18 protein-coding genes and 2 pseudogenes are annotated in these 18,621 nt (G+C 44.8%); 5 read left to right on the forward strand and 15 right to left on the reverse strand.

The genetic code is table 11. The features are described 5' to 3' along the window. Positions 1-243 precede the first annotated feature (243 nt). Positions 244-843 (reverse strand): HMA2 domain-containing protein, encoded by a 600-nt coding sequence (locus PLE7327_RS19090; protein WP_015145414.1) that lies wholly within the window; start codon positions 841-843, stop codon positions 244-246. Positions 844-887: 44 nt separating this feature from the next. Then, on the reverse strand, positions 888-1,199 hold the full coding sequence (locus tag PLE7327_RS19095; RefSeq protein WP_015145415.1) for a DUF5132 domain-containing protein: 312 nt from the start codon (positions 1,197-1,199) through the stop codon (positions 888-890). Between the two features lie 226 nt (positions 1,200-1,425). On the opposite strand from PLE7327_RS19095, the gene mgtE reads away from it, so the two are divergent. Then, positions 1,426-2,829, forward strand: coding sequence for a magnesium transporter (gene mgtE, locus PLE7327_RS19100; RefSeq protein ID WP_015145416.1), 1,404 nt, complete (start codon positions 1,426-1,428; stop codon positions 2,827-2,829). 231 nt (positions 2,830-3,060) lie between these two features. On the opposite strand, the gene PLE7327_RS19105 is transcribed toward mgtE, so the two are convergent. The 4 genes from PLE7327_RS19105 to PLE7327_RS19120 all read right to left on the reverse strand — a co-directional run bounded on the left by PLE7327_RS19105 (position 3,061) and on the right by PLE7327_RS19120 (position 5,394). Beyond that, on the reverse strand, positions 3,061-3,459 hold the full coding sequence (locus PLE7327_RS19105; RefSeq protein ID WP_015145417.1) for an MAPEG family protein: 399 nt from the start codon (positions 3,457-3,459) through the stop codon (positions 3,061-3,063). Positions 3,460-3,569: 110 nt separating this feature from the next. Continuing rightward, positions 3,570-3,908: a cytochrome c6 PetJ gene (gene petJ / locus PLE7327_RS19110; protein WP_041392377.1), complete on the reverse strand. Its 339-nt coding sequence runs from the start codon at positions 3,906-3,908 to the stop codon at positions 3,570-3,572. 62 nt (positions 3,909-3,970) lie between these two features. Continuing rightward, a complete protein-coding gene (gene rsmG, locus PLE7327_RS19115) occupies positions 3,971-4,720 on the reverse strand; it encodes a 16S rRNA (guanine(527)-N(7))-methyltransferase RsmG (RefSeq protein WP_015145419.1) in 750 nt (249 codons plus the stop codon). Positions 4,721-4,734: 14 nt separating this feature from the next. Further along, positions 4,735-5,394 (reverse strand): ABC transporter ATP-binding protein, encoded by a 660-nt coding sequence (locus tag PLE7327_RS19120; RefSeq protein WP_015145420.1) that lies wholly within the window; start codon positions 5,392-5,394, stop codon positions 4,735-4,737. A 122-nt stretch (positions 5,395-5,516) separates the two neighbouring features. Here PLE7327_RS19120 and PLE7327_RS19125 point away from each other — a divergent pair, with 122 nt between their 5' ends. From PLE7327_RS19125 to PLE7327_RS26760, 3 genes and pseudogenes are all read left to right on the forward strand, one after another. Next, positions 5,517-6,437, forward strand: coding sequence for a Sll0314/Alr1548 family TPR repeat-containing protein (locus PLE7327_RS19125; RefSeq protein WP_015145421.1), 921 nt, complete (start codon positions 5,517-5,519; stop codon positions 6,435-6,437). Between the two features lie 53 nt (positions 6,438-6,490). After that, positions 6,491-7,798, forward strand: a complete 1,308-nt coding sequence (locus tag PLE7327_RS19130; RefSeq protein WP_041393592.1) for a glutamate-5-semialdehyde dehydrogenase — start codon at positions 6,491-6,493, stop codon at positions 7,796-7,798. 127 nt (positions 7,799-7,925) lie between these two features. Continuing rightward, positions 7,926-8,435, forward strand: a pseudogene (locus tag PLE7327_RS26760) (zinc ribbon domain-containing protein); the annotation flags it as partial. Between the two features lie 68 nt (positions 8,436-8,503). On the opposite strand, the gene nifB reads toward PLE7327_RS26760, so the two are convergent. From nifB to PLE7327_RS26765, 3 genes and pseudogenes are all read right to left on the reverse strand, one after another. Then, positions 8,504-9,793 (reverse strand): nitrogenase cofactor biosynthesis protein NifB, encoded by a 1,290-nt coding sequence (gene nifB / locus PLE7327_RS19135; protein WP_015145423.1) that lies wholly within the window; start codon positions 9,791-9,793, stop codon positions 8,504-8,506. Positions 9,794-9,923: 130 nt separating this feature from the next. After that, a complete protein-coding gene (locus PLE7327_RS19140; protein WP_083888315.1) occupies positions 9,924-10,730 on the reverse strand; it encodes a nitrogenase component 1 in 807 nt (268 codons plus the stop codon). Then, positions 10,663-11,483 (reverse strand): annotated as a pseudogene (locus tag PLE7327_RS26765) (nitrogenase component 1); the annotation flags it as partial. The gene PLE7327_RS19140 and the pseudogene PLE7327_RS26765, both read right to left, overlap by 68 nt. A gap of 15 nt (positions 11,484-11,498) precedes the next feature. Here PLE7327_RS26765 and PLE7327_RS23725 point away from each other — a divergent pair. After that, positions 11,499-12,343 (forward strand): IS5 family transposase gene (locus tag PLE7327_RS23725; RefSeq protein WP_217523113.1). Its coding sequence is split into 2 segments (ribosomal slippage): positions 11,499-11,883 and positions 11,883-12,343, totalling 846 coding nucleotides; the frame shifts between segments, so codons are not numbered across the junction. A gap of 240 nt (positions 12,344-12,583) precedes the next feature. Here PLE7327_RS23725 and nifE read toward each other — a convergent pair. From nifE to PLE7327_RS19185, 6 genes are all read right to left on the reverse strand, one after another. Next, positions 12,584-13,978 carry a nitrogenase iron-molybdenum cofactor biosynthesis protein NifE gene (nifE, locus tag PLE7327_RS19160; RefSeq protein ID WP_015145424.1) on the reverse strand — a complete coding sequence of 465 codons (1,395 nt, stop codon included), beginning with the start codon at positions 13,976-13,978 and terminating at the stop codon, positions 12,584-12,586. Positions 13,979-14,067: 89 nt separating this feature from the next. Next, positions 14,068-14,385: a ferredoxin gene (locus tag PLE7327_RS19165; RefSeq protein ID WP_015145425.1), complete on the reverse strand. Its 318-nt coding sequence runs from the start codon at positions 14,383-14,385 to the stop codon at positions 14,068-14,070. Positions 14,386-14,464: 79 nt separating this feature from the next. Beyond that, positions 14,465-15,835 (reverse strand): nitrogenase molybdenum-iron protein subunit beta, encoded by a 1,371-nt coding sequence (gene nifK, locus PLE7327_RS19170; protein ID WP_015145426.1) that lies wholly within the window; start codon positions 15,833-15,835, stop codon positions 14,465-14,467. A gap of 108 nt (positions 15,836-15,943) precedes the next feature. Beyond that, the gene (nifD, locus tag PLE7327_RS19175) at positions 15,944-17,617 is read right to left on the reverse strand and encodes a nitrogenase molybdenum-iron protein alpha chain (RefSeq protein ID WP_015145427.1); all 1,674 of its coding nucleotides are present in this window, start codon (positions 17,615-17,617) and stop codon (positions 15,944-15,946) included. 109 nt (positions 17,618-17,726) lie between these two features. Beyond that, on the reverse strand, positions 17,727-18,110 hold the full coding sequence (locus PLE7327_RS19180; protein WP_217523207.1) for a P-II family nitrogen regulator: 384 nt from the start codon (positions 18,108-18,110) through the stop codon (positions 17,727-17,729). Positions 18,111-18,226: 116 nt separating this feature from the next. Beyond that, positions 18,227-18,592 (reverse strand): P-II family nitrogen regulator, encoded by a 366-nt coding sequence (locus PLE7327_RS19185; protein WP_015145429.1) that lies wholly within the window; start codon positions 18,590-18,592, stop codon positions 18,227-18,229. Positions 18,593-18,621 lie beyond the last annotated feature (29 nt).

The following is an 18,621-nucleotide window of genomic DNA, read 5'->3' on the forward strand; positions in this document are numbered from 1 at the left end:
GATTTTCTCTATAGTAGAGTTAAATAATCATCGAACGCTAATTTAAGAGCTAGCGATCGAAGCATAACAAAACATAACTCGATGGTTTTAGTCTCCTAATAGATTTTCTGTGAATCCATCCTTAGGATTAAATATGTTTTTATCAATCTGAAGTCAAAATAGTTGATAATTTTCGGCAACCTTTAAATCCCCAGTAGCCTCTTTAAAGCCGCTTTATCCACTTAATCTGTAGTGCTTCAATTTTTAAATTCTCTCGCCTTCTTCCTTAAGATTCTGTTCCGGTTCGTTAGTGTAATGAAACTTGACAAAACTATCAAAAGCATACCAAGCCAAAACATACCAAGGGATAATTTCGAGTTGCCATCCCTTGGCGAGCAACTGCCGCAGCGCTAGGGCACTAAAACCGAGGGGGACGAGAAACCGCAGATCGACAGCTCCATTAGTAAGCTCTTTAACGCGCTGGTCGAGATCGCTAACAACGCTCGTTACTTGTGCCGCTGCTGCTGATTTTCCGCTAGGAATAGCCGCTTCTTCGCCAGTGATATCGAGGATAATAATACCCAAATCTCGCAAAATAGCACGGATATCTTCAAAAGTGCTGTATTCTTTGGCGTGGTATACAGTGATGCTGCCGCTGTCAACGTTACTTCTGACTCGATAAATCTCAAGACGCTGTTTCAATGCGTCGGTAATTGGTTCTATGTGGCGTTTTTGACGGTGCGGATGAGAGACTCGAAAGCGAACTCGCCCCGGACTCTGACTGATTATCTGGGCGCGAACGGGGGATAGTTTGGTTGTAGGCACTGCTTGAGTTAGCTGTGACGCTTTGTTGTTATCATCCATCACCGTACCTCGACAATTAGCGTGTAATGTAGCTAAATTCCGTTTTAGTTGGCTTCAGGATTGGATGATGCCGAGTCGGGGTCGAGAACTTGTTGAGATTGCTCCTCAGCAATTTCAGCCTGAACTTCTGCTATAAGATCTTCAAACACTTCACCCGTCTCTGCAACAGTACTTTTCACTTTTTCGTAGGCAAGGATACCACCTTTGATAGCAGCCTTAGCCACGGGTTTGCCAACTTTAGCAGCAGCAGGAATAACGACCGGAGCAAGAACGACAGCGCCGAGACCCGCTACAACGCCAGGAATTCCTAGGGTTTCGCCTAACTCTTCAAAGAAATTACCAATTTTTAACGCCATCTTTACTCTCCTCGATCGAGAATTTCTTGCTTGTTTTGTAGCTACATCTGATATATCGTAATACATCTATTCAAATTATCTCATCTTCATTTGGTCTAGTCCCCATCGCAAAGGTTGGGAAAAAATAAAGATTTGCTGAGTCGCTCATCTTATTCGCAAATAATCATCAAAAGTCTTTTAAAATTTTGTTGGTAATTACAGCTTTCAACTACCTACCGAGGCGGTCTTGAGTGGAAATTCCAGTCCTAATCCATCTGTCTCCAACCCCTTAGTCTCTCGCAAGGAACTGCGGCAGTTAGTTCGCTCCGAACTAAAAATCCTACTTGAAGAAGGATACTTAGAAGCTGCTAAAACAGTACTAATGCCTGTACAGCCCGCAGATATTGCTGAGGCGATTGAGGGATTGCCAGAAAAAATTCAGGCGATCGCGTTTCGTTTACTTCCCAAAGACAAGGCGATCGAGGTTTACGAGTATCTCGATTCTAGCGTCCAGCAAGCATTGATCGAAGACTTCAAGCGACAGGATGTCATCGATATCGTGGACAAAATGTCGCCCGACGATCGCGCTAGATTATTTGACGAACTACCTGCAAAAGTCGTCCGCCGTCTGCTAGAACACATGACTCCCCAGCAGAGGCAATCAACGGCTTTGCTGTTGGGTTACAAACCCGATACGGCGGGTCGCATCATGACCCCAGAATACGTCTCCCTAAAAGAAGAGTGGACGGTAGAGCAAGCTTTTGAGTCGATTCGCCGCCTAGCGCCGACTAGCGAAACGATTTATTCTCTCTACGTCACCGATGCGCTGCATCGCTTAACCGGACATCTCTCCCTGCGAACTTTGGTGATGGCTCAACCAGAACAAACCATCGGCGAAATAATGGAACGCCATCTTATCTTTGTTCACACCGATACGCCTCAAGAAGAAGTTGCCCGCTTGCTGCAACGCTATGATTTTCTGGCCGTACCCGTAGTCGATACAGAGAATCGCTTAGTAGGAATTGTAACCGTTGACGACGCGATCGATATTCTGCACGAAAAAACGACACAAGACATTCATGCTCTTGGCGGCGTTCAATCGCGGGGCGATCGCTATTTTCGCAGTTCTCTAATGGGGATGGTTCGCCAACGCGCTCTCTGGCTAATTATCGTCCTTTTGACCACTGCCCTCGCTAGCATTATTATCAAAGGGCAGGAAGCACTGATAGAGAGAGTGGTTGTCCTGGCTGCCTTTATCCCCCTCTTGAATGATACGGCAGGCGACATCGGCTGTCAGTCTTCTACCGTCGTGATTCGGGGGTTAAATACCGAAGCTATTCGCGATCGCGGCGTTCTCTGGGTAGTCTACCGGGAAGCCGTAGCAGGAACTTTGCTGGGCTTGGTATTGGGGCTAGGAGCGGTTATCTGGGCTTACTTTTTCCAGGGAAATTTTCTTATCGCACTGATTGTCGGAATTAGCCTTTTGTTTCTCTCCATTTTCTCAACAGTTGCTGGAGCTGCCCTGCCATTCCTCTTCGCTTTTTTAGGTTTCGATCCGGCGATGATGTCTGCTCCATTTATTACCACAATTGCTGATGTTTTAGGCGTTCTTGTTTATTTTTACATAGCCGACCTAGTTTTGCAATTGTAACTAAAAGAATTCGGAATTTGGAGTTTAAAAATAGTAGCCAGAGTAGACAGAGAATTTATTCTCTGTCTGCGATCTACGATGCCCAAGTCCGTTTAAACGGACTTGATGTTTGGGGGACAAGAAATAAATTTCTTGGTGCGGTCGAGTCACAATGAAATAACCTTGTGCTAATGGCGATCGCACGCTACGCTTTCCGCACTATCTATTATGACTAATTAAACGGATTTAATCTTAAAATTGTGAATTAATCAATGAAAGACTAATTCCTATTAACGATCCGAGTAGTAATGCCATACTAGTGAGAGAACTAATCGCAAATCCTATTCTTCTTTTTTCAGCAGCTTGATAATATCCCCAAGCGTAAATAATGCGACCGATTAGCCAAATCGCACCTATCCCGGAACCCCATACCGGATCGACGTAAATAGAAAATAACCAGAGAAGGGGAAGAAAAAAAACTAACTGTTCGAGGGTATTTTGTTGTACTCTCAAAACTCTTTCAAAATTGGGATCTCCTGTCGTTGCAGGGGGCATTACTTTATATTTTGCTCTTGCTCTACCTACATTAATTGTTAATATTAAATAAACCAGTAAAGTTAAGGCAGTAATTAAACTGGGAAAAGGTGACATGATTTACTCCTAAATCAACTGTTTATTTTTAGTTTTGCGCAGATACGCAAAGAGAATTTTTGAAAAAATTTAAAGGTCTTTTCAACAAGAGAAACCCAAATAATTATGACTTAACTTTTCCAATCATTTTTAGCTCTTCCCATAACATAAGCAGCTACATCTTCTATTTCTTGTTTTGTCAAGCGATCGCGGTAGGCAGACATATTATTTTTCCCATTGGTTACTATATCTTGTATTGCTTCTAAAGAGTCCATTTTATTACGCTGCAATGCCTTGATTTTGAGGGTTTTATTACGCCTTACAATATTGCCGCCATTTAGATGGCAGCCAGCACAATTAACATTAAAGATTTTAGCTCCGTTTAGGGTATCTAATGCGATAGCTGGATCGTTCAATCCACTCGTCATTACTATGAGAAAAATCCCAAGAAATATTAGTAGTTGCTTCAAGACAATCGATCTCCTTTACATGCGCAATTTAATTATCTAAAAAGAATTCAGAAGGAAAGTTGTTAAAGTGGTTTTTGTACGGGAATACCGATTGCGCGAGGAAATTGAGGAGGTGTTGACAACATTTTACGCAAGTAAATACAATGACGAATACTTTGACTCAAGGGCGTTACGAATTCAGTAACTCGTTCAATTTTACCACCGAGTTTTTCTGCGGCTAACTGTAGGGACAAATTATCTTTCTCATCCCAATGGCCGCGATAGAGGATTGCCAAACCTCCAATTTTTAAAAGCGGCAAAGCATATTCGGCGCAGACAGTGGCTTCTCCCACTGCCCGAATGAGAGCGAGATCGTAGGCTTGTCTGTGTAAAGGATTTTGTCCGATTTCTTCAGCCCTACCGATTAAAGTTTGAATATTTTTAAGATCTAATTTGGTGATTAAGCCACTCAAAAAAACCATTTTTTTGCGAGTGGAATCGAGTAGCGTAACTATCCAAAATGGTAGCGCGATCGCGATGGGAATTCCTGGAAATCCCGCGCCAGTACCAATATCGATAACATAAAGGGGTTGACCTGCCTCTAGTTCGTTAGCGATTCCCAATCCGTTCAATCCTGCAAGAGAATCCCAGAGATGTTTCTCCCAAAATTCCCTAGGTTCGGTAATGCGAGTCAGATTAAATTGACGGTTTCCGATGATAATTTCTTCATACAATTTTTGAAATTGCTCTTGCTGTTTTTTGTTGGGTTGCCAGTCCAAAGTGGTTTGCCAAACTTCTCCTAGTATTGGCAACTGTTGTATTCGATCTATCATAAATCTTATAAAATTTAGCTTGAAGAATTAACTAATAGCTCTGCTGGTTTGACAGACACGAGTTTGCCGCGAGCGATCTTCCAGCAGCGATCGGCGATCGGCAATAACTCGCCGGGATCGTGGCTGACGATTAATAGCGTCCAATGAGTTTTGAGTTTCGCCAGTAGTTTTGCTAGCTGACGGCGCATGGACCAATCCAATCCAGCCGTAGGTTCGTCCAACAGCAATAAATTAGGCTGACGAATGAGCTGTACGGCTAGGGCAAGCCGTCTCTGCTGACCGCCGCTAAGGGAGTGGGGAGGAGTATTCCACGGTATATGCTCTAATCCTACCTCTTGAAGCGCCTCCTCGATGCGATCGCGTCCCAATTCGGGATGACCCAAGCGCAATTCCTCTAAAATCGTCCCCCCGCAAAAATGCCTCTCAGGAAACTGAAATACTAAACCTGCCAATTGTTGTAAATGTAAAGGAGTCAGTTCTTGGTCGCGCCAAAGAATCTCGCCTTTGGTTTTCTCAGCCAAACCTGCCAAAATCTCCAGAAGCGTCGTTTTACCGGAACCGCTTGGTCCGATAACCAATCCTAATTCTTGGGGAGCCAATTCTAGGTTAATACCATTGAGTATTGGTGTAGATGTGGCAGGAGGATGATAAACCAGATTTTTTAGATATAGCATTAACGCGCTAACTTATATAAAAGAGTCATTCTAGCTTTTCTCAATTGTGACAGATCCTTTGATAGCATCGAGTCATTAAATTTAATCCCCATCAAACTTGCTATGATTTCTTGGAGAAAACCATGAAAGCGCGGCTGACGACACGAAAACAAATTTCCGTGACTTTTTCTGTAGCAACTGCGATCGCTCTGAGTCTGTGGGGAAATCCAACCCTAGCAGGCGATCCCTTTCGCAAAACCAATCCTGAGAATATAGGAGAAAAAACCGAAGCAGCCTTTGAAGCAATTTTTCGTCAGGGAAACTATAAAGAGGCGAAAAATTACCTGATTGAAGTGGATAACACCGAAGAAGCTAACGAACCCCTCGCCCATGCCATGCGGGCATCTATCGCCTACACCGAGAAAGATTGGGAAACGCTGAAAACCTATGCAAGCAAGACCATAGAAACGGCAGAACAGTTAAAAGAGCAAAATCCCGTACGAGGAAATCTTTACGTCGCCGTCGGCCACTTTTTAGAAGGAGCTTATATCTATACGCAACAACAAGATCCGGTCAGTGCGCTGACGAAGCTTCAACAGGTTTTTCAATACCTCGATGCCGCAGAAGCAAGCGCTCCCGACGATCCAGAACTGAATTTAATCAAAGGCTATTTAGATTTAATTTTATCGGTCAATCTGCCGTTTTCCAGTCCCGAACAAGCGATCGCTCGCTTCGAGAAATATGCTTCTCCCGATTATCTCGTCGATCGCGGCATTGCCGTCGCCTATCGAGATTTAAAAGAGTACGATCGAGCCTTACAGTTTGCTGAAAAAGCGCTAGAAACTGCCCCCGAAAACCCAGAATTGCAGTATCTTAAAGGACAAATTCTCCGTAAGCAGGGCAAGCAAAATAAAGATCTCGGTCTCATGAAACAAGCCTTCTCCTATTTCGACCAAGTCCTCACCAAAGAAAGGCAACTTCCTGAAACCGTTTTAATAGCCGTTCGGCACGAACGTAAAGTACTTGAGCAAGAAATGAACGAGTTTCAAGCCGATCGCTCTTAAATAGGGATAACCAACTATATTAGGATAGAGATCTAATCGCGAAATGATTGATGATGGTTGCGACTCCCATTGAATCCCCTTCTCTAATAGAACTTGCTAAAAAAACCCGCGACAGCGCGCGTCAATTAGCAATGCTTTCTAGCCAAGAGCGCGATCGCGCCATTGAAGCGATCGCTCGATCGTTAGAATCCGCATCCCCGGAAATTATTGCTGCCAACGAAGCCGACTGCAAACAGGCAGAAGTGGATGGTATTTCCAAAGCCTTGTTGGCGCGATTAAAATTAGGCGAAACAAAACTAAAAGCAACCATTGACGGGGTAAGAGACGTAAAAAAACTTCCCGATCCCGTCGGGCAAGTGCAAATTCATCGAGAATTAGATAAGGGATTAATTCTCAAGCGAATTACTTGTCCTTTAGGCGTATTAGGCATTATTTTCGAAGCGCGTCCCGAAGCGTTAATTCAAATTATCAGTTTGGCAATTAAATCTGGGAATGGCGTAATTCTCAAAGGCGGAAAAGAAGCTACTCGATCTTGTCAAACCTTGGTTAAAGTTATCAAGCAAGGATTGGCAAATACTAAAGTTAATCCCGATGCCGTTCAATTGCTTGCGACTAGAGAAGAAATTCAGGCGCTATTAAAATTAGATGAATATGTCGATCTAATTATTCCCAGAGGGTCTAACGATTTTGTGCGATACGTGCAGGAAAATACCCGCATTCCCGTTTTAGGACATGCCGACGGGATTTGTCATTTGTATGTCGATAAAGCAGCTAACATCGAGAAAGCAGTGGAGATCGCAGTAGATTCTAAAACTCAATATCCTGCTGCCTGTAATGCCATTGAAACTTTATTAGTGCATAAAGATATTGCTTCTCAATTTTTGCCCAAAGTAGCAGAAGCTTTAGGTCGCTACAAAGTAGAATTAAAAGGCGATGAAATCACTCGCGAATTTCTCAGTATTGCCCCCGCGACCGAAGAGGATTGGAAGACCGAATATTGCGATCTGATTTTATCTATTAAAGTGGTAGATTCCTTAGAAGCTGCGATCGAGCATATCAATACCTACGGTTCAAAACATACCGACGCGATCGCTACTGAAGATAATTTTGCTGCCGAAACTTTTCTCAGTCAAGTTGATTCTGCGGGCGTTTTTCACAACTGTTCGACTCGCTTTGCAGATGGTTTCCGCTACGGTTTCGGTGCAGAAGTCGGGATTAGTACCCAAAAAATACCTCCCAGAGGACCAGTCGGTTTAGAAGGACTTGTCACTTACAAATATCAAATTACGGGTAACGGTCACATTGTTGCTGATTATACAGGAGCAAAGGCTAAATTTTTTACCCATCGAGATTTAACATAATGTTAGCAGAATTCCCCAGCCTCCGGCGAGTGGGGATGCATGCTGACCGATAAACAAACCGCGAAGCGACCACGTCTCTTTTTCTTATGCTATACTCTTATCATTATTAAATAAAAGCGATAATGTACAATCAACTGGCTATCCGGCTAACGTCAGACTCGTTGGAGATTATATAAAACTACCAGGAAAAGTTGGGTCGGTTTATTGCAAACAGGATAGAAAGATTGACGGTTTAATCAAAACTGTTACTATCTCACAAAACCCTGATGGTAGATATTATGCTTCTATTTTGGTAGATGACGGAAAAGAGACTCCGGAACCAAATAGTCAAGGAAAAGCAAAGGAAAAACTTATCTTGAAGTAGATAGTTTTTTTTGCTTCCTCTAAGATTTGTAACGTTTGTCTCAATCGAGTTGATAGCTTAGATTTAGATATCAGAAGTTGGACTTGCAGTAAATATCAAACCCATCACGACAGAGATGTCAATGCAGCTATCAATATTAGAAATGAAGCCTTGCGGATATTGGCGTTAGGAACTAGCGCTACTGCCAGTGGAAGGAGCGTAAGACAACCTGGTAAGACTTCGGTTTTATTAGATGCAGTTCCCGTTGAAGTTGGAAACCCCATCCTTCTTTAAGGTGGGGTAGTTCATTTTAGAAAAAAGGGCATACAAAATCGCTGCTTTTCTCAACTCAAATAGAGCATTTACCTGCACCCCAAACCATCTCCCCCACAACCTTCTTGCTTGACACCACATTCGGCTTTTTGGCGCTTGCCTTTAAGCTTTCCTAAATGGCCGCCTTCATAAACTGCTTTCAATCCCTCTTCGATAAAACCATTCATCTCTACAGGCAACACGCCGCACTCGATCAGAACTTCTTTGGGATTATCGCCCATGCTAGTTGCTAAAACGGCCCGACAATCTTTAAGCGCGTCGGCTAGTTTTTGCCACCGTTCAAATCCCATTCCCTTGTCAGGGGCAACCCGTTCTTCTACCATATGGAAACCTTGGTCGGTTTTTTCCCAAATCTCGAACTGATCGGCTTGACCTAAATGTTGATTGACCAAAACCCCTTCGTAGGAAGCAACTGCTACATAAGGTCTATTTTGGGATTCTAAAGGAACGAGCGTCTTAGAACAAGAAATCAGACAGCCATGAAACTCTTCTGATTGGTCAGCCCCTAACAATCCTACCGCATCAGCGCGACAGCGCGTACAGTGACGCATCTGGGGTAAATATTGCTCGCATTCGTGGCGAATTTTCGCCATTGTCAAGGCATCGGGTTCGATTAAATCTTCAAAGGGGGTTTCCGCCGTGGGATACAACGCCATTGCATTGAAGAGATCTGCGCCCAATTCTGACATTTTCTTGGCGACTTCAACGGCGTGATGGTCGTTGATTCCTGGAATGATGATGCAATTGATTTTTACGGTAATCCCTGCTGCTTTCAGTCCCTTTACGGCTTCGAGTTGGCGTTGCAGTAATAATTCTGCTCCCTTGCGTCCTTGATAGACGGTTTTGCCATCACGAACCCAACGGTAAACCTTGCGAGTAATTTCTGGATCGATCGCGTTAATGGTTACTGTAACGTGAGAAACCCCCATTTCCGCTATCTCTTCAATATATTCTGGTTTTAATCCCAATCCGTTCGTTGCCAGACACAAGATTAACTCTGGATAGCGATTTCTAAGCAAACGCATCGTCTCCAAAGTTTCTTGTGCATTTGCAAAAGGATCCCCTGGGCCAGCAATACCAGCTACAGTAATTCTGGGTTCCTTCTCCAATACTTTATCCATGTAGAGAACCGCTTGGGCAGGAGAAAGAACGGTGCTAGTTACCCCCGGACGGCTTTCATTGACACAATCATACTTGCGATTGCAATAGTTACATTGAATATTGCACTTTGGCGCGACGGGTAAATGAACTCGTCCAAATTGTCCTTTTACCTTAACGTTAAAACAGGGATGTTTTTCATAATTTACCGTGACAGTCATAGTTCTTCCTCCTATTCTGTAGTGCGGGCATCTTGCCCGTGCGAGCGGGACGTATGCCCTCCGGGCACGCTGGGAGCCTCCGGCTCCGCTACGCGAACGCGAATACACTACTTGGTCGCTGCGTGCTGATTTAAAGATATCCGTAACTAACAGGCGAATCTGCTTGTTTTTTATCGATGAAGGCGTTAATAATGCTATCTAACAGGGTTTGAGTGCCCCGATAGCCTAGATGTAAAATTCGCTGGCTGCCAAAGCGATCGTGGATGGGAAAACCCGCGCGAATGAGCGGAATGTTATGCTTGCGAGCGATAGGATAACCTTTGCTCGTGCCAATCAGGATATCGGGTTTTAAATTCTCGATTTCTTCAGCAATTTCGTAAAAATCGAAACCTTCTTTAACGATGGGCGGTTCGGTTAAAATGTCAGAAGTGACGGCTGCGATCGCGTCTTGAAAATGCCCGCTATTGCCTCCAGAAGCGCATAGGACGGGTTTTAGTCCGATTTCTGCCAAAAATGCCGTCAGCCCGACGACTAAGTCCTCCTCGCCATACACCACCGCCCGCTTGCCGAATACGTATTTGTGTCCGTCTACATAAGCATCTACTAGCCGTCCCCGTTCGAGTTCGTGTTTTCTAGGAGTTAGGCAACCGGAAACTTCTTCGAGAATATCAAAAAAGCGATCGCACTCCCGCAAGCCTATGGGCATTCCAATAGAATATAAAGGGACATGAAAGCGTTCTTGTAGGAGTTGACCCCCAGTAGAGTGCGATCGCGACAAGACTTGTCCGAACTCAATCGTAACTTGAGAACTGCCCATGCCCTGAATTGCTGCAAGCGGGGTTCCGCCTTCAGGAATCTTCTCATAGTCTAGTAACTTGAGAACTGCCCATGCCCTGAATTGCTGCAAGCGGGGTTCCGCCTTCAGGAATCTTCTCATAGTCTAATTGAGCCGGAGCATCCAAAGTTTCAGAAATATCTGGTAAAATTATCCCAGAAATACCAAAATCTCCAAGGATTTCTTTTAAATAACGAATATCGGCTGGAGAACATAAGCCAGGGAGGAGATTAAGGATTTTGGATTTTGGATTGCGGTCGCCGTTGTGCTGGAAGTGCAAGGTACTCCGCTGTGAGACGGCGGAGCCTGCTTGCACTTCGTCAATTCCAGCGGCGTGCGGCGACTGCGTTCCGCAGATTTTGGATTGGAAATTAGGAATATTCCTTATCTTTGAATTTCCGTACCTCTGCGTCTCTCCATCTCCAGTCGCTAACTGGTCGATTACTTCTCTCACTGTAGCGTGAAAGCCTTCCATATGGGCGCCACTATAGCTAGGAGTCGAAACGTTTACTAGCGTTGGTAATTCTCTGTCACCAAATTAGCTTCAAACTCTTTCAAGAGTCTGGAAACGTCATCGCCGATGGTTTCAGTTAGACAAGTAGTAGCGACACCGATAATTTTAGCGCCGTATTTATCCATGATGTTGAGGATACCTTTCATGAGATTGGGTCCCCCACCATAAACGGCGTGTTTTTCGCTTAAAGACGATGAGGCGATGTCAATTGGTTCTCGAAAATGGCTGATAATATAGCGGCGCATATAGGTTGCGCATCCCTGAGAACCGTGCAAGTAAGGCACGCACCCTTCAATAGACCTCCAGCAAAAGTCAGAGTAAGTTAGGTAAAATAAAACCAAATTACAATTCGAGTTATGACTTACTCTCAAGTAAAAAATTTAAAACCGACAGAGTTTAAACGGCTTTGTGGAGTATATCCAGAGACGTTTAAAGAGATGGTAAAAGTTCTAGAAGCCGAAAAAGTCTTACAAAAAAAAACAGGACGACCAAATAAATTAAGCGCAGAAGACCAAATCTTAATGACTCTTGAATATTGGCGAGAGTATCGCACCTATTTTCATATCGGAACTAGCTGGGGAATAAACGAGACAACGGCTTTACGAATCACCAGAAAAGTAGAAGATATTTTAATGAAATCGGGACTTTTCAATCTGCCTGGGAAAAAAGCTGTTCAACCCCAAAATACAGAAATTGAAATTGTCGTAGTAGATGTAGCAGAACATGAAATAGAAAGACCGAAAAAAAACAAAAAGCTTACTACAGTGGTCGGCAAAAGTGTCACACGATAAAATCGCAAGTTTTAGCTGACGCAAAAACGAGACAAATTCTTTGTATTGCTCATGAGAAGGGAAAAAGTCATGATTTTAAGATTTGGAAAAATAGTAAAATAGGAATCGAACAACAGATAGAATGTTTGGCTGATAAAGGATATCAAGGAATTCAGAAACTTCATCCCAACAGTAGAATTCCCAACAAAAAAAAGCGCAATCAACAGTTAAGTCTAGAGCAAAAGAAGTTTAATCGTAAGTTAGCAAGTGAAAGGATTGTAATTGAAAATATTCATCGCAGTCTAAAAATATTCAGAATTCTTTCAAGTCGATATCGCAACCGAAGAAGACGGTTTGGGTTGAGATTTAATTTGATTGCTGGCATTTATAATTATGAACTTCTTTCCCACTCCAATTATGCGATCGCGTAACACTTTTGCAGGAGGTCTAATGCCTCGAAAAGCTAGGCAAGCACCTAATGGCTTACATAGTTTGCAAGCGTTGGTGGTGGAGACGTAAGACTCAGTTTTTTGTCTAATTTTTAAAGTTTTAGACATTGCTTTAAGCCTCGATTATATAAGTGTTTTTATCTCACGCAGAGGCGCTCCAGGCGCAGAGAATATACACAGGAGGCGCAGAGAATATACACAGGGGGGCTATGCTTTTGCGATTTATTTCTTCCCCTCTGCCTTCTGCCCTCTGCCTTCTGCCTTCGTCAAGCGGGTTCTGCGAGGGACGAATCGCCAGACGGGGGACATGACGGTGGAATGCACTTCTTTGGCAAAGTTGAGCATTCCGACAAAGCCTTCTAAGGCTTCTTTGCGTTCGTGGTTGTGGTCGCAGAAGCCAAGTCCTAGTTTGTAGGCAATGGGACGTTCTTTTACGCCACCGACGAAGATATCTACATCTTTTTCTTTAAGGAAGGCAGATAGTTCTAAGGGGTTGGAATCGTCTACAATAATCGTGCCTTCATCGGTGACTTCGTGCAGTTCTTTGTAGTCTTCGCTGGTTCCTGTTTGCGAACCGACCATCACGACATCCATTCCCAATAGACGAAAGGCTTTGACAAGTGAGAAAGCTTTGAAGGCACCGCCGACGTAGATAGCGGCTTTTTTCCCCTGCAAGTCTTTGCGGTATTCTTGAAGTTTGGGATAGAGGACAGCGATTTCATCGCGTACTACTTGTTGAGCGCGTTTGAGGATTTCGGGGTCGTCTTTGAAGAAGTTGGCGACTTTGTAAAGGGCATCTGCCATGTCTTCGATGCCGAAGTAGGAAACCTTGATGAAAGGAGTTCCGTATCCTTCTTTCATCAGTTTAGCGAAGTCCATCGTCGCCCCAGAACATTGCACGACGTTGAGAGCAGCACCGTGCGATCGCGCGATATCTTTGACTCGTCCGTCGCCCGTAATTTTAGCAACTACCTGGACACCCATACGTTCAAAATATTCTCGGATAATCCAGATTTCCCCTGCCAGGTTAAAATCGCCTAGAATGTTAATACTATGGGGAGAAATGTCTGTAATATCCTCCGTTCCTACCAAGCGGAACATGGCTCTGCAAGCGGCATTGTATCCTGCTCGCTTATTGCCTTTAAATCCTTCAGACTGCACGGGGATGACTGGGATACCTTTTTCTTGGCTAACTTGCTTGCAGATGCTCTCCATATCGTCGCCGATAATGCCGACAATGCAAGTAGAGTAGACAAAGGCAGCATTGGGATGATGGCGATCGATTAGTTCGATTAACGCTTGCTGAAGTTTTTTCTCGCCGCCGAAGATGACATCTCTTTCTTGTAAGTCAGTGGAAAAACTCAGGCGGTGTAATTCAGGACCAGAAGACAATGCACCCCGAATATCCCAAGTATAGGCGGCACAACCGATGGGGCCGTGGACTAAGTGTATTGCATCGGCGATGGGATAGAGGACGACCCGCGAACCACAAAAGACGCACGCTCTTTGACTGACAGCTCCCGCTAAACTATCCTTATTGCAGGCTAACTGAAAGGGAGCATCGCCTTTGCGGTGAATTTGATCGGCACGTTCTTGAAAGATAACTGTGTCAGTCATGGGTCGTTATACCTTTAGTTATTGGTTGGTGGTTAGTTGTGAGTAGCTAGTTGTTTTTTGACTTCTACCTACTACCCACTAACGACTAACTATTTAGCAAATAAATAATCTTCTGCCGCTTTTCCTTCTTCTAGCGCATCGAGAATTTCGTCGATCGCATCTTCATCGACTTCTCCATACCAATAGTTATCGGGGTAAATCATCATGACGGGGCCATGGTCGCACAGTTTCAGGCATCCCGTTGAAGAAACGAGGACATCGTCTAAACCGCGATCGCTCAGTTCGCCTTCTAGATATTGAATGAGCGGAACAGCCCCTTTGCGTCCGCAAACGCCCTGAGCATCGCCTTTCATTCTAAAGGACGCACAAACAAAAATGTGATGTTTTGGTTTTGTTAGTTTACCCATTTTCGTGACCTCCTTTTTTAGTTAATAGTTAGCAGTTAATCGTTCCACTAACTACTAACCATTAACCACTAACTATTAACTACAGCACTAATTCGAACACTTCATCGGGATCGTCGCGATCTTTGCGTTCGAGTATCGTGTTGATAATGTTGCATAATAAGTGCATACTGCCACGATAGCCGAAGCTGGGGAATAAGCTATGACCGACGCGATCGAGAATGGGCCAGCCGTAGCGTACTAAGGGAATGTCTTCTGCGCGGGCGATATACTTGCCATAGACGTTGCTAATTAACAAGTCTACGGGTTCGTTCTTAATCAGTTGATGCAGATAGAATAGGTCGGCGTTGTCGCGGATAACGGCATCGGGTACCCAATCTTGAAGAATTTCCTTACACCGAGTGACAAAATATGGAGAAACCGTACCCGTAATGACGTAGATGGGTTTAGCGCCGCAGCTTACCAAGAATTCGGTTACTGCAACCATTTGATCGGGGTCGCCGGAGAGGGCAACCCGCTTACCATAGAGATATTGTTGCCAGTCAGTCATTAAGTCTACCAGCTTGCCTCGTTCGTCCATGAGGGATTCTGGCGGTTCGATTCCGGTGGTTTCGATGACTGCTTGGACAAAGCGATCGCATGCAGCAATACCGACGGGTAAATCAAGTACTTTATAAGGAACTTGGCATTTATTCTCTAATGCCACTGCTGCTGCCTTACTAGCATCTCCCAACGCTAGCGTATAGAGGCTGTCGCCTGTAGAACGAAGGGCTTCTACGGTCGTTCCGCCTTTTGGATACATCCGAAAATCGCCCGTTTGAGGGGTATCGACGACATCGGAAGTGTCGGGGAATACTACTGACTCAACTCCAAGCGTTTGCAAAAACTGCTTCAGATGGCGAACGTCGGATGGCTCTACATAGCCAGGGATGACGTTAAGCTGGTTTTTGGTCGTACCAGTCTTCTCAGACAGATACTTCACCATCGCTTCGGTCATGTTCGACCAACCCGTGATATGGGTGCCGACGTAGCTGGGCGTGTTAGCGTGAATAACGGTTTTGCCTTCTGGAATAATTCCGCTTTCGCGAGCTTCTCGGATAATGGTAGGAATGTCATCCCCAATGGTTTCCGATAAGCAAGTGGTATTGACGGCAATTACGTCTGGATTGTACAGCTTGTACATCGTCGTGAATGCCTGCCGCAAGTTGGCACTGCCGCCAAATACTGCCGCCCCTTCCGTAAAAGAGCTAGTAGCTGCCATAATTGGCTCTTTGTAGTGACGAGTCAAGTGCGATCTGTGATAAGCGCAGCAGCCTTGCGAGCCGTGGGAATGGGGCAAACAGCCATGAATCCCTAGAGCAGCGTACATTGCACCGATTGGCTGACAAGTTTTGGCGGGATTGATGCGTAATGCCTTGCGTTCGACAATTTCTTTGGGGGTCAATTCTAACATAATAGGTTCTCCTCGATTTTAAGTCTCTTGTCATTTGTCCCTTGTCTTTTGTATTACTCATGACCAGTGTCTACCAAGGACAAATGACCAATGACAAAGGACAAATAACTACTTCTGCCACGGTGCTTTGATGTATTTCCAAGCTTGACCGTTGACGCGCAGATCGACATCTTTTGCAAAGTTAACTGCGCCTCGGAAACCAGCAAAGGGTCCGCCGTAGTCGTAGCTGTGCAACTGTTTGCAAGGGATACCAAACTTCTCGATGATGTATTTGTCTTTAATCCCAGAACCGATGAGATCGGGTTTAAAGCGTTTAATCAATACATCGAGTTCGTGGTGAGAGATATTGTCTACCAGTAAGGCATCTTCACCCATGTCTGGCATCATCCCTTCGTAATCCCCAATCACTTTTTCTTCCCGCAACTGTTCTAGGACTTCTGGGGGACGAGTGGGATTGTACCGTTCGGGGTCGGGTTCGACTTCTAATTCTTCGATGTTGCGGCTGTCGGCATCAACCCTAATTTTGGGCAATGCCTGCCGTCCTTCGTAGTCGTCGCGGTGAGCGAACTCATATCCTGCTACAATCGTCTTCATACCAAGATCGGCAAACAATTCTTGGTAGTGGTGGGCGCGAGAACCACCAACAAATAGGAACACAGTTTTACCTTCCAAGCGCTTGCGATACTCGGCAAGTTGTGCCTCGGCAAGCGTTATTTCTTCAGCGAGTACTTCTTCTACCCGTGCGGTGAGTTCTGGGTTATCAAAGAAGCGAGCAACTTTACGGATGCTCTTAGCGAATGCATGGATGCCAATGAAGTTGACTTTAATCCAAGGAACTCCATATTTAGTCTCCATCATTGTCGCCATATAGTTGATGGAACGGTGGCACATGACTAAGTTAACTTTCGCCAGGTGCGCCTTAGTTGCTGCATCATAAGTACCGTCGCCACTAAAAGTCGCTACGGTTTTAATGCCGCATTTTTCGAGAACTCTCTCGATTTCCCAAGCATCGCCGCCGATGTTGTATTCTCCCATCAGGTTGACGGTGAAGCCCTCGATTTCTTCGGTTTCTGTATCCGTACCAATCCAGTGTTTGAAGAAACCGTTGTTGGCGATGTGGTGTCCTGCCGATTGGCTGACTCCTTTGTAGCCTTCGCAGTTAAAAGCAACTACGGGAAGTCCCAGTTCCTCGGTTAACTCTTTCGCTGCACCTTGAATGTCGTCGCCAATTAAACCTACTGGACAGGTAGCGTGAATGGTAATAGATTTTGGCTTGGGATCGAAAGTATTGTATGCTTCGCGAACAGCTGTTTTGAGTTTATTGATGCCGCCAAAGACGATATCCTCTTCCTGCAAGTCGGTGGAGAAGCTATAGTTAATCCAATTTCGACCGTCTTCGCGGGTTTTATATTGGTTGCGTCGCGTCATCCAGGCATAGTAAGAACAGCCAATGGGTCCGTGAACGATGTGGATGCAATCGCCAAAGGGTCCGACGACCACCCCTTTACAACCTGCATAAGCGCAACCCCTCTGGGTGATGATGCCAGGAGTCGTTCTTTCGTTGGCGGCGATTTCTTGGTCTATTTCTTCGGGATTGCGAATGATGATGTGTTTGCTGCGTTTTTTAGCCACTTTGGCGGGGTAAGCTTCGAGAATTTCTTCAACTGTTTCCCGTGTCTCCTCTTTACTAATCGGAGATCTGGAGAGCATTACTTCTTCTTTTGCTTGCGCCGCCTGAACTTCTACATCGGTTTTAGGCGCTAAAAATGTGTTGTCTGTCATAATATTTTCTCCTCTGTTTCAGTTACCAGTTATTTGTCATTTGTCCTTTGTCACTTGTTCTTTGTACTAATGACTAATGACAAAGGACAATCTTCACTGGTTACTGTAATTAGCCAGTCATTTCATCAACAGCGATCGCGCCAGCGATACCATTGCTTACCCGAACGGCTTCTTCTACTGGCATAACGAAGATCTTACCGTCTCCAGGATTGCCTGTTTGGTTGGCGGCGATTAAGGTTTCAAGAACTTTTGCTACTTTGTCGTCGGGAACGACTACGCTAATCAAACGCTTAGCAAGCAACTGAGGTCCACGAGCAAGTATCGACAATACATCGCTGCTATCTTCTGGGTGTTCGTTGAGATTAGCGCACAGTTGAAAGTCAACAGCTTGCTTTCCTCGACCGACGACTTTAATGGCATTGAAGGCGGGAAAACCTGCTGCTACTAATGCTTCTTTTGTCGGGGTAATTTTGTTGGGCCTGATAACTGCCATCACTTCTTTCATGACACATCTCCTCGCTAAATTCAGTTCTTAGTGATGTATTGGTCATTTGTCAGTTGTCTTCTGTCGATCGTTTGGCAAATGACCAACGATGCGCGAAAAAAGGATTAGACTTTGGCTAATGGTTTAGTCGGGGGAGCGGCGGCATATTCTTGTTTCCCAGAGCTAACTGTATAGACTTCTTCGACTGGGGTAACAAAAATCTTGCCGTCTCCAGGTGCCCCTGTGTCCCCAGTGCGGGCACTTGCCAAGATGGTTTGGATGACGAAGCGTTTTTCTGAGTTGGGGACGACTACCATTAAGCAAACCTTGGGCAGTTCGTCGTAAACGACATTGCCGATTTTGAGACCCCCTTGTTTACCTCGACCGTAAACGTCAATTTTGGTAACTGCTGGATATCCTGCATCCAAAAGCGCCTGCATGACTTCGGCACATTTTTCAGGTCGAATAATCGCTCTGACCATAAGAGTCATGGTAGTTTATCTCCATTTCATTAAGGGGG

The sequence above is a fragment of the Pleurocapsa sp. PCC 7327 genome, from assembly GCF_000317025.1.
Lineage (GTDB): Bacteria > Cyanobacteriota > Cyanobacteriia > Cyanobacteriales > Microcystaceae > Hydrococcus.